A 22,912-nucleotide genomic window follows, 5' to 3' on the forward strand; every position below is an offset into this window, starting at 1 on the left:
AAAAATCATGCCCGTGTGGGAGGCCACACGGGCAGAGAAGGGGGCGATGCTTAACGGATGCGACCAGGATAGGCATCCAGGGCCTTGTTGAGCACGAAGAGTGCGCGCTGGAGGTCTTCCTTCTTGAGGACGTAGGCAATGCGCACCTCGTTTCGGCCGGCACCGGGGGTGGTGTAGAAACCGGCAGCCGGGGCCATCATGATCGTTTCGCCCTCGTAGTCGAAATCGCTCAGACACCAAGCGCAGAAGCGTTCGGCATCATCGATGGGCAGGCGTGCCATCGTGTAGAAAGCTCCCATCGGGACGGGACTATAGACACCGGGAATGCGATTGAGTCCCTCGATGAGGCAGTTGCGGCGCTCCACGTACTCTTCGTACATCTCCTGCATGTAGCTTTGCGGCGTGTCGATAGAGGCTTCTGCCACAATCTGTCCGAGGAGGGGAGGGGAGAGGCGGGCTTGGCAGAACTTCATCACGGCCGTGTGAACAGCTTCGTTTTTAGTGATGAGCGCACCGATGCGTATGCCGCATTCCGAGTAGCGCTTAGACACAGAGTCGATGAGCACCACGTTTTGCTCAATGCCTTCGAGATGGCAGGCCGAGATGTAGGGCGTGTCGGCGTAGATGAACTCGCGGTAGACCTCATCGGAGAAGAGGAAAAGGTCGTGCTTTTGGACCAAATCGCGAATTTGGTTCATCTCCTCGCGAGTGTAGAGGTAGCCCGTCGGGTTGTTGGGGTTGCAGATGAGGAGGGCTCGCGTGTGCTCGTTGATGAGGGCTTCAAACTTCTCAATGGCGGGAAGGGCAAATCCCTCTTCGATGGTGGTGGGGATGGTGCGGATGCAGGCACCGGCGGCAATGGCAAACGCCATGTAGTTGGCGTAGGCGGGCTCGGGGACGATGATTTCATCACCGGGGTTCAAGCAGGAGAGAAAAGCAAACAGCACAGCCTCCGAACCACCGGAAGTAATGATGATGTCGTCGGGAGTGAGCTGAATGTTGTAGCTGTGATAGTAGTCGACCAACTTCTTTCGATAACTTTCAAGCCCCTGTGAAGGGGAGTATTCCAAGATGGGGCGCTCCAGATGCCGCAGCGCCTCCAATCCCTGTTCCGGCGTGTGGAGGTCCGGCTGTCCGATGTTCAAATGATAGACCTTCACGCCACGTGCAGCAGCGGCATTGGCCAACGGCGCCAGTTTGCGGATGGGCGACTGTGGCATTTCGATGGCTCTTTCTGAAATGTTAGGCATAGCAATTAGGATTTATAGGGGGAAGATAGAGACGAAGGTGTGCATGCGGACAAAGGAAGGGGTTGTCTGGGAGAAATGAGGCGCGTTCAGTCTGCCGTCTTTTCAGAACTTTCCGACCTAAACACGCTGAGGAAGGCCTTGGGCACGGCGGTTTCAAAATGAAGGTGTTCGTTGGTGATGGGATGATAGAAGTCCAAGCGGAAGGCGTGGAGGCAAAGACGTCCGATGGGGTCGTCGCCATTGCCGTACTTGATGTCCCCACACACGGGGTGCTTCAAATCTTGAAGGTGCACGCGAATTTGGTTTTTACGTCCCGTTTCCAACTTGAGTTCCACCAAACTGTAGCGGTCCGTGGTGCGCAGAGTACGGAAGTGAGTAAGAGCATATTTCCCCCCGTTGTCGGTGGGCGAAGAGTAGGTGATGTAGGCTTTGTTGTCCTTCAGCCAACTTTCGACGCTGCCCTTCTTCTGTTCCATCCGCCCACTCGCCAAAGCGATGTAGCGGCGGTCAGTGACGATCTGCCGCCAGTTGTGCTCCAAGATTTGTTCGGCCTCCATGGTCTTGCCATAAACCAGCAGGCCGGAGGTGTCACGGTCGAGGCGGTGCACCACGTGGGCCGCGCATTTCTGTCGTGTTTTGTGAAAGTAGTCGTCCAAAATGGATTTGACGCAAAGCTGCCCTTGCGTTGAAGCCATAGAGAGAATGCCGATATTCTTCTCGATAACAATGATTTGTGCATCCTCGTAAACAATCTTGAGGTACTTGCTTTGGAAGTGGAAACGCTGCTTTTGCTTCGAGATTTCGACTTTCATGCCCACCGTGAGTGGGAAGTCGTGCTGGGACACATTACGACGATCCACGCGCACACCCCCTCCGGAGAGGATGGCTTTGGCCTTGGAGCGGCTGATGCCATCGAGCGCTTTCATGACAAAAGGAAGTAGTTCCGTGGCTTCACGCACCGTGAAGAGGGTATATTGCGGCTTTCGAGGGTTGTACATAAGAAGATGAGCATTTGAGATTGCAAATTTACATCAAGATGTTGAAATCGGCAAATAAAAAACGAGAGAATACCCTCGTTTTGTTAAAATACTGCTTTCTGCAATAAAGTTTTTGCGGAAAAACATCGGCGTTATTCAAATAATACATATCTTCGCAGTATCAACCACTCAAAATTTTGTAGTCATGAAACAGTTTGCTCTATCTCTCATCTCGCTCCTTGCACTGAGCAGTGTAGCTTGGGCACAGGACGATGTTTACTTCGTTCCCACCAAGGAAGCTTTGCAAGTTGAACAACAGCAGAGCAACCAACACCATAGGAATGCCTACGGTCATAGTGCATCGACCTATGATTATGACAATTGGGCCGACTATCGTGTTGGGTCACGCGATGTGGACGAATACAACCGACGCCACGGTGACCGTACACGTAAAGAAATGGCGGACAGCCTCTATGACGACGAACGACAGACCGCGACCGGACGCATTGTGCGCTTCCGTTCCCCTCGTGGAGTCATTGTCGCCTCACCTTATTACTACGATTATTATTATGACTTGGCCTACTACGACCCTTGGTTCTCCGACTGGGGCTGGAGCAGTTGGTATGGCTGGTATGACCCCTTCTACTACGGCTGGTCTTGGAATCGCTGGTACTCACCTTGGGGCTGGAGCAGCTGGTATTCGCCCTGGGGCTTCAGTGCTTGGTACTCACCTTGGTACTCCGGTTGGAACTGGGGCTGGGGTTGGAATTATGGATATTGGCCTTACGACCGCTATGGTTGGGGAGGCTATTATGGAGGTTATGCTTACAACGTGCGTCCTCATGGAAACACCTATTATGGGGTGAGTGGTGCCAACTCTCGCTCTGCCGGTGCTTTTGACAGCCGCGGTGGTGGTTTCACGTCTCGCAATGGCAGTGCTTCGCGTGGCGGCTCTTGGAGTGGAAGAAACAACTATGACGATACTTCGACAACCCACTCCTCTTACCGATACAACGACACGCCTTCCTACCGCGGAGACATTGTCAATTCCTCACGTCGTGGTGGTCGACCCACAGAAAACTACTCTCCCTCACGCTCCACGAGCAATAGTTACTCGCAACCTTCGCGCAGCAGCGGCTTTGATATGGGCGGCTCTCGCAATGGCGGCTTCTCCAGTGGAAGTTCGTCAGGCGGTGGTTTCTCCGGTAGCAACTCGGGCGGTGGCTTCTCCGGTGGTGGTTCTTCACGCGGTGGAGGCGTCATCGGAGGGCGCCGATAGATTGACGGCAACTGCTGTCGCTTAAGTAGGTATTCAAAATTAATCGTAACTATCTTCTGCGTAGGGTATTCTCTACTTTGACACCACCTTTGTTCCTCTTTTCCGCCATCTCGCCTTTGTTCATCAGTCGTGTTGCTCGCTACACTCCTTCTTCACAAAGACGACCTGACGAAAAAATGAAACAAATATAGTATCAATTAATTTTGAACACCTACTTATTTCGAACACCTATTATACTTATACATTGACATCTTTCACTTACCATCCATGAAAAAGATATATTTTTCGGCCATGCTTCTTACCCTTTGTGGGGTACAGAGCGGAATGGCACAAGACATTTATAAAGTGCAGCAATTCTCTGCTACCGACCTCAACGGAGATGCGCGCTACATCGGTATGGGGGGAGCAATGAGCGCCCTCGGTGCCAACCTCTCTGCAATGGGAACCAACCCCGCCTCTACCGGTTTGTATCGTCGTGGAGATGCCGCAATCACAGGAAGTCTGCTCACTCAGTCGGACAAGAATGGTGTGGCGACACATTTAGGGAGTAGCGCCACGAACACAAGTCTCGACCAAGCGGGGTTTCTCTATTCGCTCAATGTCGATGGAGAGAATTTGAAATTTGTCAACTTGGGCTTTAACTATAAGAAGTCGCGCAACTTCCGCAACCTCATCTCGCTTAAAAATGTCCCCTTGTTAGGCGGAGTCTCTCAGACTTGGCAGATGCGTGAACTGGCCAATACGCTCAGTAAAGGCTGGCTGGATTTGAAGGTAGATGCCGACCGTGCCTTGACAACTCCTTTGACCAATTTGGGCTACGACGTATTTTTGATTGACCCTATCCGCGATGCCTCTGGACACGTGACGGACTATAAGCATGGGTATGCCGAGGCTTATCACTACCATCGTGCTCAGAAGGGTGGTGTGCAACAATATGATTTCAACTTGGCTTTCAACGTCAGCAATCGAGTTTATTTCGGTGTAAATGTGGGTGTTTACGACATTCAGAGCCAGAGTATGTTGGAATACGAAGAAGCCTCGCTGGATGAGGCGGGCGTCCCCTTTCAAGATGCCAAGGGACGCCGAAAGACCTATCTGATGAAGCAGATTGAAACGGTGTCCGGCACCGGAGTAGATGCCAAATTGGGCGTCATTGCGCGGCCCTTTGCAGAAAGTCCTTTCCGCATTGGCGTGGCGATGACCCTGCCCACGTTCTACACCATCAGCAGTTCTTCCCGCCTGTTCATGAGTTCTCCCTACGAACACACCAATACCAAAACCGGTGAGCACTACGAGTACACCGAGAGTGCGATGGAGAGCAACAACGACTACTACATGCGCTCCCCCTTGAAGTTCAATTTCAGTTTAGGCACAACGATAGGGAAGGATGTGGCCATCGGTGCAGAATATGAAATAGCCGACCATACCACAGCGCAAGTGCGCCAGCCCGATTCTGGCTATTATGATGGAGGGTGGAGCAGCGGTACGAAAGACGGATATATGCAGGACCAAATCAACGCCTATCTGCGCGATACGCATACTGTCCGTCTCGGCGTTGAGACACGGATTGCTCCTAAGTTTTATACTCGTGTGGGCTATAACTTCGTGAGTGCACCTATGCGCAAAGAAGCTCTGCTCAACCTTTTCACATCAAGTCCGTCCTATCGCTTTGCAACGAACACGGACTATGTCAATCTGGGGGCAACCAACCGTTTCACTTGTGGTTTGGGCTATCGGGGTGCCAATTTCTACACCGACATTGCCTATCAATACCAAACCCAGAAAGCCGATGTCTATCCCTTTGCCTATAATAAAGATGGGGCAGCAGCGGAGCGTAACGACCTCCCGGCACAACGGCTCAACTTGAATCGGCATCAAATTGCTTTGACTTTCGGCTATCGTTTCTAAATGAACACAGCATCATCCCACTAAAAAGAGAAGGGCGCGTCCATCGAGACACGCCCTTCACGTTTGCTGGCGAGGCTGATTGGCCGTATTTACCTCTGAGACAGCAGCAAGTCTCTAAAAGATAAATCTTCCCCCCTCCCTTAGATACACATATTCCTCTTCTTGAGAATGAAAAGAAGAAAACCAGATAAAGTAGATGTTGTGTTGGATTTGTGCATTCAAGACCCACAAATCCAAACCCCGCTACTGCAACATCGGGTTCTGCAAGCTTGGAGCGAAGTCCTGCCCGATGCCGTGGCCAACCGCACAGAACCCCTATATGTGAAGGACACGACCCTTTGGGTGCGGGTGCACACCCCTGTCATCCGCACACAGTTGAGTTTGAAACGGCTGCAACTGATAGAGCAACTCAATCGCCGAGTCAAACACAATGTCATCAGCGATATTAGATTTATATGACCATCCAGACAAAAGCAATATGCCTCTTCTTCCAGCAACCTATTTCTTCGATGAAATCGAGCAGGCTTTGACGAGTTCCACCCTCACGATACGCCAGCGTTCCGTGATGGCCTATCGCTTGTTGGTCGAACTGCTCAACGAAGCAACCGCAGAAGCAGAGGTGGGACTGTCGGGCACGTTTCCGCGTTTGCATTATGTGTGTACGCACCTCAACATTCCGCCCGAGGTCTATCGTCGGCTCAATGACTTTCGTGTGCGCATGTCGAAGGTAGAGCAAGTCGAAGAAATCACGCTGTCGCAAGCGCTTTCTTATGATTTGCGTCTGTTGGCCAAGTTTGTGGCGCGGCTTAAAGAAACTGCGATACCCGCGGCTTTGGAGCAGTTGCTGCCCAAGCAAGACCGAGCGTGGAGAGAAGAAGTGAAGATAGACACACACGTTCGGCGTGTGGTGTTGGCGACCAAACATCCCGATTTCATCGAAGTGCTTCCTGCCGACCATCCCACGGGGATTGCTTTGAAGATCTGGCTGACGACGACCGATGAAACGCGGGATTTTCGCTATCTGTATGATCTGCTGAGACCTGGTATGTCGTTGAACCTCATTGACACGAAATCCCGCGATGAGGGCTTGGAAGCCGCACTCATCATTGTCGAACCGGACTATTTGGTCGATGTCACCGCCATTTCATCGTGCTTTCAGCCTTTTGGCATCACGCCCGACCTCCATGTCGTGCATCGCTTCTTGCCGGCGCCCACCGGCCGACCGCTCCTGCTGGGAAACTTCGCCTCTCAACTCTTGGACGAAGCCGTCCATCAGTTTCCGCTCAACTATGCAGCAAGCATCCAGCGCTTCTTCAAGACCAACGCCCTCTCTCTCGCAGCCACACTCCAGAGTGCGCCTCTTGCCGACTTTCATCAGGAAGCACAACAGCAACAGCAAAATCTGTACAACCTCGTCGGACGCCAGTTTGTCCCCGAACTGCACGTCGACAATCATGAAGAGGTGTTGTTGGAGCCCTCCTTCTTCTGCGAAATGCTCGGTGTGCAGGGGCGTATGGACTTGCTCACAAGAGATTTGGACGTGGTGATTGAGCAAAAGAGTGGAAAGAAAGAGTTTGCCACTCAAGGCCCACACTTGCACCATCGCATTCAGGTGCTCCTCTATATGGCCATCCTCCACTACGCCCACCACAAGCGCTATTCTGAAATCAATGCCTACTTGCTCTATTCGAAGTATGCCGGCAAAGAGGGACTGATACGTGTGCAAAATGTCCCCAAACTCTTGCAGCAGGCTTTTGAAGTGCGCAATCGGATGGTTGTGCGTGACTTGGAGTTTGCAGAAAGAGGGAGTGCAGACTTCTTTGAGGAGTTTACGCCCGAACAGTTGCACACACTCTCCTGCGGAGTGCTGTGGGAGCGCTATAAGCTCCCTGAATATCTCGATTTTATCAACGTCTTCCGCAGTGCCACCCCCGAAGAGCGCGCCTACTTCTTCCGATTTCATCGCTTCTTAGCACTCGAACAGTTGCGCGCAAAACTCGGGTCCTCTCAGAGAGAAGCGAGCGGTTTTTCCGCTGCTTGGCTGTCCACCCTCGATGAGAAAATGCAGGCCGGCAACATCATGCCTCAGTTGTGTTTGGACCGCGGAGGCTACAAGACGAGTGCCACCGGAGCCATCCTTGAGGTGCGGCTACTCTTCCTCACCGCCCCTCGCGAGGAAGACATTTCCACCGTCCCCAACTTCCGAAAGGGGGACATCGTGGTCTTCTACTCCTACGAAGCGTTGTGCACACCGGATTTGCGCGAAGGCATGGTGTTTCGTGCCACGATTGGGGAAATCACCCCTACCCACATCGTGTTGCGTCTTCGTGCCCCGCAGACCAATCCGCGCATCTTCGACCGAAGAAGCACCCACGTTTGGGCGATTGAACCGGACTTGATGGAGGCCAGCGCGACCGCGCTCTATCGCGGCCTGTATGCCTTCCTTTCCGGCGAAAAGCACCGCCGTAGACTACTCACCCACACCTGCACCGCACGAGTGGACACCACGCGTAAACGGCAACTTTCTTTTGACACGCCTGAACTGGACACGCTGGTCGAAAAGGCAGTGCAGGCGCGCGACTTCTTCCTCTTGGTGGGACCGCCGGGGACGGGAAAAACCTCTTATGGGCTGATGAGCCTATTGAAGGAAGAACTTGCCACCGCAGAACACCAGGTCCTGTTGGGGGCTTTCACCAATCGCGCTGTCGATGAAATCTGCAGCAAACTTGTGGCTGCCGGGCTGGACTTCCTGCGCATCGGCAATGCCTTGACTTGCAGCGAGGAATACTTGCCTTATTTGCTGGAAAACAGAACTTCGGAGAAGAAGAACGTGGCAGAAATCACGCAACTCCTCCAAACGGTGCGTGTTGTGGTCGGCACTACCGCCTCTTTGTCGGCCGCCACATCCCTCTTTGCGCTCAAGCACTTCTCGCTGGCCATCATCGACGAGGCCTCCCAGCTTCTTGAACCCCACCTCCTCCCTCTCCTTATGGCCGAACATCATGGGCAACTGGCTGTCGAACGCTTCGTCTTCATAGGTGATCACAAGCAGTTGCCGGCAGTGGTGCAACAAAGCGAAAGGGAAAGTCAAGTCGACGATGCCCGTTTGCACAAGATGGGGCTGACCAACTGCCGGTGCTCTCTCTTCGAACGCCTCATCCAGATTCTTCCCGAGCGCTGCGTGCACGCTTTCCATCGCCAAGGACGTATGCACCCCGAGGTGGCTCGGTTTGCCAATGTCCATTTCTATGGAGGGCTGCTTCGCCCCATTCCGCTGGATCATCAGCGAGTCGTCTCGCCCTATCGTCGCGTGATGTTCTACCCCTGTGTGCCCGACGAGAGTTCTACCTTTACGCCCAAGACCAATCAGGCAGAGGCGCAACTCATCGCCCACCTCTGTCGGCAACTTTATCAGGAAACCCAGGAGTGCAAACCTTCGCAGATAGATTGGGCGGTGGAGTTGGGCATCATCGTGCCCTACCGCCACCAGATTGCCCTCATACGCCGCGAATTGCACCTCGCTTGCCCGGAGTTGAGCGGCATCACCATCGACACGGTGGAGCGATTTCAAGGTTCGGAGCGCGAAACCATTATCTTCGGTTTCACCGTGAGCCGACAGTCGCAGCTCAATTTCCTCTGCAATTCGCAGTTTGTCGATGAAACCGGCCATTTCATTGACCGCAAACTTAATGTCGCGCTCACTCGGGCCAGACAACGCACCCTCTTGGTGGGCAACCCCCATCTTCTGCGCGAAGTTCCGCTATTTGCCGAACTCATCGACGAATGCGTCTCACCTTCTGTAGAATAAACCGCCCCTTCTCCGCCCTCCTTTCTCGTGGCCCTGCTCATCCTAAAAAATCTCGCGAAACAGCTTTCGCGAGATTTTTTATACGGATAGGATGCCCAACATCTTCCCCCCTATTCTTTTGCGCCCTTCTCGGTATGATGTGCGAAACGTGTGCCGGTGGGTGCAAAAGAGCCTTAATTCAACCCTTCCCCGAAAAAAACAAGAGAAGCATGATGAAAGTTTACGGCATCGGAGGAAAAGTCAATTACCTCAAGGATATTCTATAAACCAAAGTTTGGTTTATATAAACCAAGCTTTGAATTACATAAACCAAACCTTGAATTATATAAACCAAACTTTGGTTTATAGATTTCCTTTGTCGCAGTTGACTTTTTCTTTGACTTTCTGAACTTTTTTCAAGCAAATCAGAAGTAGCACTACTTTCAAATAGAAGTGCAATTCCTTTCTCTCTCGTAGGAAAGTTGAACTTTGGTTTGGCGGAGAGGTAAAAAAATCGTAATTTTGCACGGAAAACCTACGCATACTACTTGCTACTCGTAGATTTTGTGTAAAAAGGTTCTTCCCTTTCTCATCCATTTGCTCACGTTTTGGTGGGCTTCATCTACATCTTACTTATGGAAAATTCTTCAGAACTTCTCACTCTCGCTGCCGACAACATCCGTGTGCTGGCCGTCAGTATGGTTGAACGTGCCAAGTCCGGCCACCCAGGAGGGGCTATGGGAGGCGCCGATTTCATCAACGTCTTGTATAGCGAGTTCCTTACCTACGATCCGGAGCGTCCGGAGTGGGAATGTCGCGACCGCTTTTTCCTCGATCCCGGCCACATGTCGCCTATGCTTTATGCCCAGTTGGCCTTGATCGGTCGGTTCAGCCTCGAAGAACTGCAAGAGTTTCGTCAGTGGGAGTCGCCCACACCCGGCCACCCGGAAGTCAATGTGGCACGTGGTATTGAAAACACCAGTGGCCCTCTCGGACAGGGGCACACCTATGCTGTGGGAGCCGCTATCGCTGCCAAAGCGCTTTACGCGCGCACCGGCAATCCCGGATTTAAGAAAGAAAAGATTTATGCCTATATCTCCGATGGGGGCATTCAGGAGGAAATTAGTCAAGGCGCCGGTCGTATGGCCGGGCACTTGGGACTGGACAACCTGATTATGTTTTTTGATGCCAACGATGTGCAGTTGTCGACCATGACGGCCGATGTGATTTCCGAAGACACCGGAATGAAGTATCGTGCTTGGAATTGGAACGTGATTGAAATTGATGGCAACGACCCTGTGCAAATCCGCAAAGCTCTCCGCGATGCAAATGCCGAAACCGCCAGACCTACCCTCATCATCGGACATACCGTGATGGGCAAAGGAGCACGGCAGGCCGATGGCAGCAGCTATGAGGCTGATTGTCGCACGCATGGTGCTCCGCTCGGTGGTAATGCCTATCGCAACACCGTGGTGAACCTTGGTGGCGACCCGGATGCACCTTTTGTGGTGCGTCAGGAAGTGGCCGAACTTTATGCCAAGCGTCGCGAAGAACTGAAAACCATCGTGGCCGAACGCCGTGCCGAAGAAGAAAGTTGGGCCGCGGCTCATCCCGCAGAAGCCCAACTCCAATCCGATTGGTTTGCGCAAAAGCTCCCTCAACTCCCTTGGGACAGCATTGTGCAAAAGCCCAACAGCCCGACCCGCAACGCATCGGCAGCCTGCTTGGCTATGCTCTCCAAAGAGGTGAAAAATATGATTGTCTCGTCGGCAGACCTCTGCAATTCCGACAAAACGGATGGCTTCCTCAAGCACGCCGGCGTCATCTCTCGCGATGACTTTTCGGGAGGTTTCTTGCAAGCCGGCGTCAGCGAACTGACCATGGCTTGCGTCTGTCTTGGCATCGCTTTGCACGGAGGGATGTGGACAGCTATGGGCACGTTCTTCGTTTTCTCCGACTATATGAAGCCCGCTATTCGTATGGCAGCCCTGATGGAACTTCCGGTCAAGTTCGTCTGGAGTCACGATGCTTTTCGTGTTGGTGAGGATGGTCCTACCCACGAGCCAGTGGAACAAGAAGCCCAGATTCGCCTCATGGAGAAACTCAAAAATCACTCCGGGCGCGACTCGGTACGTGTGTTCCGTCCTGCCGATGTCCACGCCACCACTGAATGTTGGCGCATGGCGATGGAAAATGTAGATACGCCCACAGCACTCATCCTGAGCCGACAGAATGTCAAAGATCTTCCTGCCGGAACCAACTATAAGGGGGCTGCCCACGGTGCTTACGTTGTCCTGCCTGAAGCAAATCCGGAGGTGGTGTTGGTGGCCAGTGGTTCGGAAGTCTCTACTTTGGTCGACGCGGCTGCCTTGCTGCAAGCCGATGGTATTAAGGTGCGTGTGGTGAGTTGCCCCTCCGAACAACTGTTCCGGCATCAAGATGCGGCCTATCGCGCCGAGGTTCTTCCCCAGGGAGTGAAGAAGTTCTTCCTCACAGCAGGACTTCCCGCTGTGTTTGAAGGCCTGGCCGATGATAATAGCTACATTTTTGGCCTCACTCATTTCGGCAAGAGTGCTCCTTTCGGCGTGTTGGATGAGAAGTTTGGCTTCACCTCAACCCATATTCACCAAGAAGTAAAGCGCTTTTTGGATAAGTAGGTGTTCGAAATTAATTGATACTAGATTTGTTTCGATTTTTCTTCAGGTTGTCTTTGTGAAGAAGGAGTGTAGCGAGCTACATGACTGATGACCAAAGGCGAGATGGCGAAAAAGGAGAACAAAGATGGTGTCAAAGTAGAGAATACCCTACGCAGAAGATAGTTACGATTAATTTTGAAGACCTACTTAAATAATTTATAGTGACTTTATGGAAATAATTGGATTGGCCTCCGACCACGCAGGTTTTGCATTAAAGCAGAGCGTTAAAAGCTATCTTGACGAAAAAGGCATTCCTTATCGCGACTACGGCACAGATAGTGAGGCCTCTTGCGACTATCCCGACTATGCTCATGCCTTGGCAGAAGGCTTGGCAAAGGGCGAATGTCAGCGCGGCATAGCGATTTGCGGTAGTGGCGAAGGCATCTCGATGGCTCTCAACAAGCATCAGCACATTCGTGCCGCTCTGGTGTGGATGCCCGAGATTGCCAAGATGACGCGCTTGCACAACGATGCCAATGTCTTGGTCATGCCCGGACGATACATCAGTTCGGATACTGCCCGAGAGATTATGGATGCTTTCCTCAATACGCCTTTTGAGGGTGGGCGTCACCTCAATCGCGTTGCCAAAATCCCAGTGCCTCAGTAGTAGCCGGCTTGTTCTCCAAAACTGAAAATCCGAAACAATATGGATTGGAAAGTCGCGAGATAGGTGGGTGCTACATCGACCTTCCAAAGTCGTCTGCCTATCGCGGAGACGGTGATAGACGAAAGCAAGAAACATGTATTTCCTCTCTGCCTGATGTAAAAAAGGTGGGCAAAATCTTGTGGCAATCGATTGAAAATTATAACTTTGCACTTCGATTGAACACAAGACATCCAAATACTCAAAACTACCATAAAGATGACCAAAGCAGAAATCGTAAAGGAAATCTCAAAAAAGACGGGTATTGAGAGTGCCATTGTTCTGGCTTCTGTGGAAGCATTCATGGAGACTGTGAAAGACTCCTTGGCAGACAATGAGAATGTTTATCTCCGAGGTTTCGGCAGTTTCATCCTCAAAAAGCGTGCACAAAAGACCGCACGTAACATCTCTCAAAATACCACGCTGATTATCCCTGAGCATCATATTCCGGCATTCAAACCCGCCAAGACTTTTGTGGCTCAAATCAAGCACTAATCCACTGCTTCCCATGGCTTAGTCTCGTTTTGAAAGAATTGAGTGCATAGGGGAAGCTCACAGATACACGTTTTATTAACTAGTTAAAACCATTTCAATCATGCCTAACGGAAAGAAAAAGAAGAGACACAAGATGTCTACTCACAAGCGCAAAAAGCGTCTGCGCAAGAACCGCCACAAGAGCAAGTAACCACTTGCAGCCACGTGGCTGTTGGAAAGTTAAAAGTCCTGCGTGCTTTCACCTTGGCTTTTAACTTTTCATTTTATCCGCATCAAAATCTCGACTTCTATAAGTCGATATTAAAAGTAAAAAGAACATGACAAGCGAAGTAATCGTAGATGTCCAGAAGAAAGACATTTCCATCGCTCTGCTCGAAGACAAACGTCTGGTTGAGTTTCAGAAAGAAGGGCGGTCGGAACAGTATTCGGTGGGTAACATCTATCTGGCCAAGGTGCGAAAAATCATGCCGGGCCTCAATGCGTGCTTCGTGAATGTCGGTTACGAACGCGATGCATTCCTTCACTATCTTGACCTAGGAGTGCGCTACAAGCAGTTCGAACATTACCTCAGTCTCATTGCTGATGGAAAGCGAAAGCCGCTTCCCCTCAACAAAGTGCCACGCCAGCCCAATACCGAGAAAGAAGGACAAATCCAAAACACGGTCAAACTCGGGCAGGAAGTGCTCGTGCAAGTGGTCAAAGAGCCCATCTCTACCAAAGGACCGCGCATCACTTGCGAAATCTCATTTGCCGGCCGCTATTTGGTGTTGATTCCCTTCACCGATAAGGTGAGCGTTTCCACAAAAATCAAGAGTGATAGTGAGCGAGCACGCCTCAAGCAGCTCATCATGAGCATCAAGCCCAAAGGGTTTGGAGTGATTATCCGCACAGTGGCCGAAGGTCGACGTGTGGCCGAACTTGATCAGGAACTACGCATCCTCTTGGGACGCTGGGAAAGTGCCATCGCCAAGATACAAAGCCATAATCCTCAGGACAAGGCGACTCTCGTCTATGAAGAGACCAGCCGTACCGTTGGCTTGCTGCGCGACCTTTTCAACCCTTCTTTCGAGAGCATTCATGTCAACGATAAAGAGGTCTACGAAGAAGTGCGCGATTACGTTACACTCATTGCACCCGAATGCAAGGATGTCGTTAAGCTCTACAAAGGCAAAGTCCCCATCTTCGACAACTTTTCGGTGACTCGGCAAATCAAATCGTCTCTCGGACGTACCATCACCTACAAGCACGGTGCCTATCTCATCATTGAGCACACTGAAGCCATGCATGTGGTCGATATCAATTCCGGCAATCGTTCTCGTAGTGCCGAAGGGCAAGAAGTCAACGCCCTCGACGTCAATCTCGGAGCCGCCGATGAACTGGCACGACAGCTCCGCCTGCGAGATATGGGCGGCATCATCGTGGTCGACTTCATTGACATGGCACAGCCCGAAAACCGCCAAAAGCTCTATGAGCGTATGGTGGAAAATATGAAAAAGGACCGTGCCCGCCACAATATACTCCCCCTCTCCAAGTTCGGCCTGATGCAAATCACCCGACAGCGTGTGCGCCCTGCCATGGACGTCAAAATCGAGGAGGAATGCCCATCATGTGGAGGAACAGGCAAAATCAAATCTTCCTTCCTCTTCACCGATGCCTTAGAGGGCAAGATTCGCATGGTCACCGAAGACTTAGGTATCCGCAAATTCCGACTTCACGTTCACCCATTCGTTGCCGCCTATATCAATCAAGGCGCCATCTCTCTCCGTCGTCGCTGGCAGTTCCACTACGGGTGGGGGCTCAGCATCATTCCCGACCAGAGTTTAGCCTTCTTGGAATACAAATTTGTAGACGCCAAGGGCGAAGAAATCGATATGAAGGAAGAACGCGAAAATCAGTAAGACGCACTGAACACTCCTATCTGTTCATCCATCGTCGAAGTTATCTTTTTGAAACCGTGTTGGAACATCCGTTTTGACACGGTTTTTTATATTTTCCTCTCCTACAATCACTATGGAGGGATTTTTTCAGCTTTCCCTTTGGAGAAACAAAGATTAAATGGTATATTTGCAAATAATTTTGAAGGACCAGTGTAAGGCTGAATAGTTAACTGGTTGATGGATAAACGTATTGTTGCAAAACTAATATTTAACCGAAACTCCTATGGGGATTTTATCAAATATATTTGGACGTTCCTCTAATCGAGAACAGGAACGAGGATGGCGTGTTGGTGGAACGGAGGATTTCATGACGCTGATTCGTGTATACTTTCAAGCCGTGATGGCGGCCAACTTTGGATTGCGTGATATGAGGGCATTGCCCGATTTGCGTGTGTTTAAGCAAACCCTCAAAGTGCCTACATTGAACAATCGCATCGGGCTCGGTGAAAAAAATCGCTGTAAGAAGATGCTGAGTGAGATTTATGGCATCTCGGATGATTTCTTCAAAGAAATTGATGGCAGCATCAAACGTCGCTGTAAGAACCTCAATGAGATGCAAACCTATTTGTTTCAGTTTCAGGGGTTTAGTCAAGAACTTATGATGCTGATGGGCAATGTGATGAGTTGGAAGTTTCGCCTTCCAGGTTTTCTTAAAGGCACATTGCGCAACCTTATTAAAAAGGCAGTTGCCGATATTTTTGTCAAGAACTCTTGGAAAGATGCTGCGACGCATCGCTCAGTAGAAAACATCCGTGCTTATCAAACACAGTTAGGCTACTCGCAACAGTGGATGACCGAGTTCGTCTACAATGTTGTGATTTTGGCAAAAAAAGAGCCTAAGGGGGATGCTACTGAAGAAAAGTAATACTTCTTTATTGCTCCAGTTCTTTTGAATTATGACCACCGAAGAAGAAAAGACCCTCCATCAGTTTGAAGCACGAGTGCGTCAACTTCTGATGAGATATAAGAGTGTCGTTCAAGAAAACAGTCTGCTGAAAGCAAAAGTGGAGGAGCAAAAAAATCAAATATCTGATTTGGAACAAAACATTGCAGTTCTCGAACAGCGCTATTCGACACTGAAAATGGCCAAAATGTTTGAGGTTACCTCCGCTGACACAGAAATGGCTCAAAAACGTATAGCAAAACTCATTCGAGAAGTAGACAAGTGCATAGCTATGCTCAATGTTTAACCTCCCCCCCCCCTTCTACGATGTCGGAAAATAGCGAAAGACTAACCATTAGGCTGCTTATTGACAACGAAATACATTATTTCGTTGTCCCACGGAGTGCAGAGGGCATTTATCGTGCAGCCGCGGAGCGCATTAACAAGGAGTTCGCACGTTATCGTGAACACTACAAAGACCTGTCGCTACAGAAGTATAACGCCTTGGTGCTTACCAGTCTGACAGTCGAGCTTTTGCAAGAGAAGAAAAATACGGACACGTTGCCTTTCTTGACGTCTATAGAGCAGCTCACGTCTGAAATTGCAGAAACTTTGGGAGAAGTACCTTCTCTCGAAAACCCAAAGATTTAATAGAACAATCAATGAATACTCTAACCCTTATCACCGCTATTGGCGCCTTGATTTTAGGCGCAGTAATTGGTTTTGGCTTGTTCAAATATGTCCTTACCTCTATGTTCAAAAACAAGATGGAAGAGGCAGAAAAGGAGGCCGAAGTCATCAAAGAGAAGAAATTACTTGAAGTCAAAGAGAAATTTCTCAATAAAAAAGCTGAGCTTGAAAAAGAAGTACAACAACGCAATCAGCATATTGTGCAAACTGAAAACAAGTTGAAACAGCGTGAGCTCGGCATCAATCAACGTCAAGAAGAACTTGGACGTAGAAAGCAGGAACTTGATTCTATGCAGGGACGCCTTAAAACGCAAGAACAACTTCTTGCTCGTAAAGAGGAAGACCTGGACAAGATGCAGCAACGAGAAATAGAAAAACTCGAAGAACTTTCAGGGCTTTCTGCAAGTGAAGCGAAAGAACGATTGGTGGAAGGCTTGAAAGCCGAGGCTCAGACGCATGCCCAAAGCTACATCAATGAGATTATGGATGAAGCGAAATTGACGGCCAATAAGGAAGCCAAGCGCATCGTCATCCAAACCATTCAGCGTGTTGCAACGGAAACGGCCATTGAAAATAGTGTCACCGTCTTCCATATTGATAATGACGATGTGAAGGGCCGCATCATTGGACGTGAGGGCCGCAACATCCGTGCCCTTGAAGCTGCTACAGGTGTGGAAATCGTGGTCGATGACACCCCTGAAGCCATTGTCATCAGTGCTTTCGACCCTGTGCGCCGTGAAATCTGCCGTTTAGCCTTGCACCACCTCATTTCTGATGGACGTATTCACCCTGCACGTATTGAGGAGGTAGTCGCAAAAGTCAGCAAGCAGGTTGAGGAGGAAGTCATTGAAACCGGTAAACGTACCGCCATCGACCTTGGCATCCATGGGCTTCATCCCGAACTCATTCGTATTGTCGGGAAGATGAAGTATCGCTCTTCTTACGGTCAGAACCTCTTGCAGCACGCCCGCGAGACAGCCAATCTTTGTGGCATTATGGCCGCAGAACTTGGCCTAAATCCCAAAAAGGCCAAGCGTGCAGGTTTGCTGCATGACATAGGTAAGGTGCCTGATGAAGAGAGCGAACTTCCCCACGCGCTCTATGGAGCCAAGTTGGCAGAAAAGTTTAAGGAAAAACCAGATGTGGTGAATGCCATCGGAGCTCACCATGATGAAATCGAAATGACTTCGCTCTTGGCACCTATCGTTCAGGTCTGTGATGCTATTTCCGGTGCTCGTCCGGGTGCTCGTCGAGAGATTGTAGAAGCTTATATCAAGCGTCTCAATGATTTGGAGAATATCGCAATGAGTTACCCCGGTGTCGTAAAGACCTATGCCATTCAGGCCGGCCGTGAACTACGTGTCATTGTAGGTGCTGATAAGATTGACGACAAGGAAATAGACAACCTTTCGAACAATATCGCTACCCGTATTCAAAATGAGATGACTTATCCAGGTCAAGTGAAAATCACCGTGATTCGTGAGACTCGTTCGGTGAGCTACGCCAAGTAAGCACCTTAATCGACTCCCATTTTTGTCAGAGGCGCAACTTATGGTTGCGTCTCTGACCTTATAGAGGCAATAAATCAAAGAAGATAGCGTTATCTCTGTAATTTTATATTTTACAGAGGAGCGCATTGAGTTCTTCTTAAGTAGGTGTTCTGAATTAATGGATACTAGATTTATTTCATTTTTTCGTCAGCTTGTCTTTGCGAAAAAGGAGTGTAGCGGGCTACACGACTGATGAACAACAGCGAGATGGCGAAAAAGAGAAACAAAGATAGCATCAAAGTAGAGAACATCCTGCGACTAAAATTGCTACGATTAATTTTGAACACCTACTTATCTCTAATGTTGATATCCCAATCCCTCTCGCACCATGATAGTAAGCAGCAAGTCCACCTATACACAACTCTTTCTTAAAAGAGCTTTTGATATTTTGGTGGCAGCAGTGCTTTTAGTGGTATTTTCTCCTTGTTTATTGATTATCTATTTGGCTCAAAAAATCACAACACGAGGCTCTGCCTTCTTTTTACAAGAGCGTATCGGCCGAAATGGAAAGCCTTTTATGATTCTTAAATTCAGAACAATGAGAGAAAATGCTGAGGAGAATGGGCCACAATTATGCAACGATTGCCACAAGCAAAGCGAATATACCCCAATAGGACAATTTCTCCGCCATCATCATATAGATGAGCTGCCTCAACTTTTCAACGTACTTAAGGGAGATATGTCTTTAGTGGGCTATCGACCAGAACGCCGGCATTTCATTGATCTCATCCTCCAACATGACAGCCGATATGCTCAACTCTACCAAATGCGTCCGGGGATTACCTCCGAAGCAGCGATCTATAATGGTTATACGGACACAATAGAGAAGATGCTGATAAGGTTGGAGATGGACTTGAAGTACCTAGAGCATCCGACCTTGCTGAAAGACCTTAAGATTTTATTATTAACGCTGAAATCTCTCTTCTAACTTAAAGTTGAACCATAGCTTTTCATTCTTTTCCATCATGAAATTGCAAAGATCCTTTTTTCTTTTCTATATCTTTTTCGCGATGTCCTGTTGGGCCATGGCACAAAGTGCTATGACCGATGAACAAATCATGACGTTTATCGCTAAAGAAAAGGCCAACAACACTTCGCGTTCGCTGATTGTTACCAAACTCATAGAAAAAGGGGTTGATATTCAGCGTATTCGTGCTATTCGCAGCAAATATGAAAAGCAAAAGAATAGTGAGGTGATGGGGGCTAAAAATATTTCTGGTATTGACGACCAGACAGAAGGCCGTTTACGTCATAATAATGTGGACTCCAAGAAGACACAAAGAAAGAATAAGAACTTCAACCAACGTGATGACAATGAAGTTGAAGATAAGGAGAGCACCGAATATCAGAAGTTGCGCAACAAGCGAAAGCAAATTCGCACCATTGATAAGGAGTTGGATTTTATTATGCCCGACTCGCTTGCACAAGAAGATGATGAGGAAGAGGAAATTAAAGTAAAAATTCCAAAGGAAAAAGGCAAAAAAGTGTTTGGGCGTGACATCTTTAGTGACACCCACCTAACCTTTGAGCCGGAACTCAACATTGCCACTCCTATCGACTATCGTTTAGGAGCAGGAGATGCTGTGTTTGTAGACGTTTGGGGGGCTTCTCAGAAACAATATACAGCAACCGTTTCTCCAGAAGGTGATATCAACATCGAAGGTTTCGGCCCGATTTATGTGAGCGGAATGACAGTCGCTCAAGCCAACACTGCCGTTCGCAGCAAATTAGGGCAGCGCTTTGGAGGTTCTAACATTAAACTTACGATTGGACAGACCAAGTCTATCACAGTCAATGTGATGGGAGAAGTGGCCGCACCCGGCACAATCACCCTGCCTGCTTTTTCGACCGTCTTTCATGCCCTCTACACCGTTGGCGGAACTAACGAGATCGGAACTTTGCGTGCGATAAAAGTCTATCGTAACAATCGGCTCATCTCTACAATCGACCTTTATGACTACATACTCAATGGCAACTTGCGCGGGAATGTCCGCTTAGCCTCTAATGATGTCATCATCGTAGAACCCTACAAATGCTTGGTAAATATTTCCGGTAAGGTGAAACGCCCAATGTTCTACGAGATGAGGAGCGACGAAAGTGTGTCCACTTTGATTAAGTTTGCCGGTGGATTCACAGGAGATGCTTATGAAGAGAATGTGCGGCTCATCCGTAAGAAAGGTGGTGAAATGAGCATCTACACCCTCAACGAGTTTGAGCGTGGCACTTTCCAGTTGGCTGATGCAGACTCTGTGACGGTCGACTCTGTGCTTGACCGTTACAAGAACATGGTGGAACTGCGTGGAGCAGTGATGCGCCCCGGCAAATACCAAATGGATGGAAACATTTCCACACTTCGCCAATTGATAGCTGCTGCAGGTGGGCTTTCGGAAGAAGCTATTACGACACGCGGATTGATTCATCGCCGTAAGGCCGATCGTACGTTGAAAGCAGAAAGTTTCAACACGGGAGCCATCCTTGGCCACACGGAGGCCGACATCACTTTGCGTAATGAAGACATCGTCTTTATTCCCTCTCGTAAGGATCTGAACGACATGCTCAGTCTTACCATTGAAGGAGAGGTGCAATATCCGGGCACTTATGAGTATGCAGATAGTCTCACTATTGAAGACTTTATCCTTAAGGCGGGTGGACTGACGGACAAATCGAGCACAGCCAAAGTCGATGTGTCGCGCCGACTGAGAGATCGCAGTGCCTTGAAAAGTGGAGAGCAAATTGCTGAGATTTATAGTTTCTCAATTAAAGATGGGTTTGTTATAGATGGTAAGCCAGGATTTGTCCTGCTGCCTTTTGATGAGGTCTTCGTGCGTATCTCTCCAGGATATGTGGAACAACAACATGCCACAATTGAAGGTGAAGTTAACTTCTCAGGCAAATATGCTTTGACCAAGAAAAATGCTCGACTCTCTGATTTGGTCAAGCAGGCAGGTGGTTGCACCCCGGAAGCCTATCTGTCCGGTGCCCGCCTCCTACGTCAACTGCTCCCGCACGAAATTCAGAAATACCAGCAGATACACAAGATTGTAACGCTTGATGACTCTACCGAACTGCGAAAAATTCTTGTGGATTCAGAAAAGACCATTGCCATCAATCTGGACAAAGCCTTAGCCAATCCCGGAAACGACAAATGGGACATTATCCTCCGCAATGGTGACCAGTTGTTCATTCCCAGACTCAACAACACCGTCAGCATCAGTGGTGAGGTCATGTATCCTAACACCGTTGCCTACAAACCCAATGCTGCACTTTCTTACTATGTCAACCAGAGCGGGGGCTATCGCGAAAGAGCACGAAAGAGCAAAGCCTTTGTGATTAACCCCAACGGAACCGTAACACGCGTTCGTTCGGCTCGTGACATCAAACCCGGATGTAACATCGTCATCCCGACCCGTCCGAAACGAAACTGGACAGCCATGGGGCAAATCATTTCCTTGAGTATGAGTCTTGTTACGCTGGCTGCCGTTTTGGCCAATACTTTCAAGAAGTAAATCCTAAACTACTTAGGGGCGCTCAATCATCTACCTCTTATATAGAAAATTCTACCTCAGAGCTAATTTAATTTATCTCTGAGGTAGAAAAAATTACCTCTGAGATAAATTTACCCCCTACTTCGACCTTATTTTCGTTCACCTTGCGCATTCTCTTCTTTATGGAACAGGAAATCAATGTCTATACCTCTCTCCACACTCTCATTTCTCAACGATGGAAGCGTATGTTGCTTTTTGCCACAGGACTAACTCTTGTGGTCGCAGGAATTCTATTTAGCTTGCCACGCTACTATTCTGCCACTATCCAAGTCATTCCTGAGTCATCGGAAGGAGGGGTCAGTTTGCCAAAGAATATTGCAGAACTCTCCTCTTTGGCCGGATTCTCGATGAATGCTAATAATGGAAAAGATGCCATCAATCCTGATATTTATCCTGACATCTTCAATTCAAACAATTTCATTATTGACGTTCTCAAACTTCAAGTGATTCGACAGACAAAGGATACGATGAGCTATTATAATTATCTCACCTTTCACCAGGAACAGCCTTGGTGGGATAGAGCGCTTGAAGTAATCAAAGGAAATAAGACACCCCCAAGTCGCACGATTGACTTTACAGCTACTCATTTTAATCTTCATCAAGAGCAACTCATCAAGGAGACAAAAAGCAACATACGTTGCGATATTGATAAGAAGACTGGAATGATCAGTCTCACCACTATGGCGCAAGATCCTTATGTGTCATCCTCATTGGCCAATGCTATTATGAAAAGGCTGCAGGCTTACATTATAGATTATCGTACGAGCAAAGCACGCATTGATTTACGTTATGCCGAACGCTTGCAGAAAGAGGCACGGGAGAGGTATGCAAAGGTGCAGAAAGCCTATGTTGCTTACTCCGATAGTCACACTGATCTCGTGCTCAATGAATATAAAACCAAAGAGGCCGATCTTGAAAATGAGATGCAGCAGGCTTTTAATGCGCTTACTCAGTTGGGAGTGCAAGTAGAAACGGCAAAGGCCAAATTGCAAGAACGTACGCCTGCTTTTACTGTGATTCAGGAAGCACCTGTTCCGGTACGTCCGGCAGGGCCTAAGCGGATGATTCCCATCTTCCTCACCTTCATCCTTGGGATTGTGTCCAGTGGATGCTATTATGCATTTAGAGGTATTCGATAGGCTTGGGCTTCCATTCTCTGATTGAATAAAAGAAGACGAAGTTTACGTTAGGTTAAGTAGGTGCTCAGTATCAATCGTAGTGATTTAACTCGTAAGAAGTTCTTTACTTTGATACCCTCTTTGTATCCATTTC

At 49.0% G+C, this 22,912-nt stretch carries 17 protein-coding genes; 15 read left to right on the forward strand and 2 right to left on the reverse strand.

What is annotated here, in order from left to right:
- Positions 1–50: 50 nt before the first annotated feature.
- Both H8527_RS04605 and H8527_RS04610 read right to left on the reverse strand, forming a co-directional pair.
- Positions 51–1,250, reverse strand: a complete 1,200-nt coding sequence (locus H8527_RS04605; RefSeq protein WP_187546015.1) for a pyridoxal phosphate-dependent aminotransferase — start codon at positions 1,248–1,250, stop codon at positions 51–53.
- Positions 1,251–1,336: 86 nt separating this feature from the next.
- On the reverse strand, positions 1,337–2,248 hold the full coding sequence (locus tag H8527_RS04610; RefSeq protein ID WP_187546017.1) for an RluA family pseudouridine synthase: 912 nt from the start codon (positions 2,246–2,248) through the stop codon (positions 1,337–1,339).
- Positions 2,249–2,432: 184 nt separating this feature from the next.
- On the opposite strand from H8527_RS04610, the gene H8527_RS04615 reads away from it, so the two are divergent.
- The 15 genes from H8527_RS04615 to H8527_RS04685 all read left to right on the forward strand — a co-directional run bounded on the left by H8527_RS04615 (position 2,433) and on the right by H8527_RS04685 (position 22,779).
- Positions 2,433–3,506, forward strand: a complete 1,074-nt coding sequence (locus tag H8527_RS04615; RefSeq protein ID WP_187546019.1) for a hypothetical protein — start codon at positions 2,433–2,435, stop codon at positions 3,504–3,506.
- Between the two features lie 267 nt (positions 3,507–3,773).
- Positions 3,774–5,414 carry a hypothetical protein gene (locus H8527_RS04620; protein ID WP_187546021.1) on the forward strand — a complete coding sequence of 547 codons (1,641 nt, stop codon included), beginning with the start codon at positions 3,774–3,776 and terminating at the stop codon, positions 5,412–5,414.
- A 168-nt stretch (positions 5,415–5,582) separates the two neighbouring features.
- Positions 5,583–5,873, forward strand: coding sequence for a DciA family protein (locus H8527_RS04625; protein WP_187546022.1), 291 nt, complete (start codon positions 5,583–5,585; stop codon positions 5,871–5,873).
- 19 nt (positions 5,874–5,892) lie between these two features.
- Positions 5,893–9,222 (forward strand): DEAD/DEAH box helicase, encoded by a 3,330-nt coding sequence (locus H8527_RS04630; RefSeq protein WP_187546024.1) that lies wholly within the window; start codon positions 5,893–5,895, stop codon positions 9,220–9,222.
- Positions 9,223–9,836: 614 nt separating this feature from the next.
- Positions 9,837–11,858, forward strand: coding sequence for a transketolase (locus H8527_RS04635; RefSeq protein ID WP_187546026.1), 2,022 nt, complete (start codon positions 9,837–9,839; stop codon positions 11,856–11,858).
- A gap of 208 nt (positions 11,859–12,066) precedes the next feature.
- Entirely contained in the window at positions 12,067–12,504 is a 438-nt protein-coding gene (gene rpiB / locus H8527_RS04640) for a ribose 5-phosphate isomerase B (protein ID WP_187546027.1), read from the forward strand.
- Between the two features lie 255 nt (positions 12,505–12,759).
- Entirely contained in the window at positions 12,760–13,035 is a 276-nt protein-coding gene (locus H8527_RS04645; RefSeq protein WP_187546029.1) for an HU family DNA-binding protein, read from the forward strand.
- A gap of 317 nt (positions 13,036–13,352) precedes the next feature.
- Positions 13,353–14,933: an Rne/Rng family ribonuclease gene (locus tag H8527_RS04650; protein WP_187546031.1), complete on the forward strand. Its 1,581-nt coding sequence runs from the start codon at positions 13,353–13,355 to the stop codon at positions 14,931–14,933.
- A gap of 262 nt (positions 14,934–15,195) precedes the next feature.
- Positions 15,196–15,837, forward strand: coding sequence for a hypothetical protein (locus tag H8527_RS04655; RefSeq protein ID WP_187546032.1), 642 nt, complete (start codon positions 15,196–15,198; stop codon positions 15,835–15,837).
- A 31-nt stretch (positions 15,838–15,868) separates the two neighbouring features.
- Positions 15,869–16,162 carry a hypothetical protein gene (locus tag H8527_RS04660; RefSeq protein ID WP_187546034.1) on the forward strand — a complete coding sequence of 98 codons (294 nt, stop codon included), beginning with the start codon at positions 15,869–15,871 and terminating at the stop codon, positions 16,160–16,162.
- A 20-nt stretch (positions 16,163–16,182) separates the two neighbouring features.
- The gene (locus tag H8527_RS10030) at positions 16,183–16,506 is read left to right on the forward strand and encodes a cell division protein ZapA (RefSeq protein ID WP_187546036.1); all 324 of its coding nucleotides are present in this window, start codon (positions 16,183–16,185) and stop codon (positions 16,504–16,506) included.
- An 11-nt stretch (positions 16,507–16,517) separates the two neighbouring features.
- Positions 16,518–18,056, forward strand: a complete 1,539-nt coding sequence (gene rny, locus H8527_RS04670) for a ribonuclease Y (RefSeq protein ID WP_187546037.1) — start codon at positions 16,518–16,520, stop codon at positions 18,054–18,056.
- Between the two features lie 367 nt (positions 18,057–18,423).
- Positions 18,424–19,023 carry a sugar transferase gene (locus tag H8527_RS04675; RefSeq protein ID WP_187546039.1) on the forward strand — a complete coding sequence of 200 codons (600 nt, stop codon included), beginning with the start codon at positions 18,424–18,426 and terminating at the stop codon, positions 19,021–19,023.
- 112 nt (positions 19,024–19,135) lie between these two features.
- Positions 19,136–21,601 (forward strand): SLBB domain-containing protein, encoded by a 2,466-nt coding sequence (locus tag H8527_RS04680; RefSeq protein WP_187546041.1) that lies wholly within the window; start codon positions 19,136–19,138, stop codon positions 21,599–21,601.
- Positions 21,602–21,762: 161 nt separating this feature from the next.
- Positions 21,763–22,779, forward strand: a complete 1,017-nt coding sequence (locus tag H8527_RS04685; RefSeq protein ID WP_187546043.1) for a hypothetical protein — start codon at positions 21,763–21,765, stop codon at positions 22,777–22,779.
- Positions 22,780–22,912 lie beyond the last annotated feature (133 nt).

The sequence above is a fragment of the Alloprevotella sp. Lung230 genome, assembly GCF_014385435.1.
GTDB lineage: Bacteria > Bacteroidota > Bacteroidia > Bacteroidales > Bacteroidaceae > Alloprevotella.

Excerpts from the sequence above, each read along its gene's own strand:
- H8527_RS04660 (WP_187546034.1), top strand. The coding sequence starts at position 15,869 with ATGACCACCGAAGAAGAAAAGACCCTCCATCAGTTTGAAGCACGAGTG.
- H8527_RS04615 (WP_187546019.1), top strand. The coding sequence starts at position 2,433 with ATGAAACAGTTTGCTCTATCTCTCATCTCGCTCCTTGCACTGAGCAGT.
- H8527_RS04645 (WP_187546029.1), top strand. The coding sequence starts at position 12,760 with ATGACCAAAGCAGAAATCGTAAAGGAAATCTCAAAAAAGACGGGTATT.
- H8527_RS04630 (WP_187546024.1), top strand. The coding sequence starts at position 5,893 with ATGCCTCTTCTTCCAGCAACCTATTTCTTCGATGAAATCGAGCAGGCT.
- H8527_RS04610 (WP_187546017.1), bottom strand. The coding sequence starts at position 2,248 with ATGTACAACCCTCGAAAGCCGCAATATACCCTCTTCACGGTGCGTGAA.
- H8527_RS04635 (WP_187546026.1), top strand. The coding sequence starts at position 9,837 with ATGGAAAATTCTTCAGAACTTCTCACTCTCGCTGCCGACAACATCCGT.
- rpiB (WP_187546027.1), top strand. The coding sequence starts at position 12,067 with ATGGAAATAATTGGATTGGCCTCCGACCACGCAGGTTTTGCATTAAAG.
- H8527_RS04685 (WP_187546043.1), top strand. The coding sequence starts at position 21,763 with ATGGAACAGGAAATCAATGTCTATACCTCTCTCCACACTCTCATTTCT.
- H8527_RS04655 (WP_187546032.1), top strand. The coding sequence starts at position 15,196 with ATGGGGATTTTATCAAATATATTTGGACGTTCCTCTAATCGAGAACAG.
- H8527_RS04625 (WP_187546022.1), top strand. The coding sequence starts at position 5,583 with ATGAAAAGAAGAAAACCAGATAAAGTAGATGTTGTGTTGGATTTGTGC.
- H8527_RS04605 (WP_187546015.1), bottom strand. The coding sequence starts at position 1,250 with ATGCCTAACATTTCAGAAAGAGCCATCGAAATGCCACAGTCGCCCATC.
- rny (WP_187546037.1), top strand. The coding sequence starts at position 16,518 with ATGAATACTCTAACCCTTATCACCGCTATTGGCGCCTTGATTTTAGGC.
- H8527_RS04675 (WP_187546039.1), top strand. The coding sequence starts at position 18,424 with ATGATAGTAAGCAGCAAGTCCACCTATACACAACTCTTTCTTAAAAGA.
- H8527_RS10030 (WP_187546036.1), top strand. The coding sequence starts at position 16,183 with ATGTCGGAAAATAGCGAAAGACTAACCATTAGGCTGCTTATTGACAAC.
- H8527_RS04680 (WP_187546041.1), top strand. The coding sequence starts at position 19,136 with ATGACCGATGAACAAATCATGACGTTTATCGCTAAAGAAAAGGCCAAC.
- H8527_RS04620 (WP_187546021.1), top strand. The coding sequence starts at position 3,774 with ATGAAAAAGATATATTTTTCGGCCATGCTTCTTACCCTTTGTGGGGTA.
- H8527_RS04650 (WP_187546031.1), top strand. The coding sequence starts at position 13,353 with ATGACAAGCGAAGTAATCGTAGATGTCCAGAAGAAAGACATTTCCATC.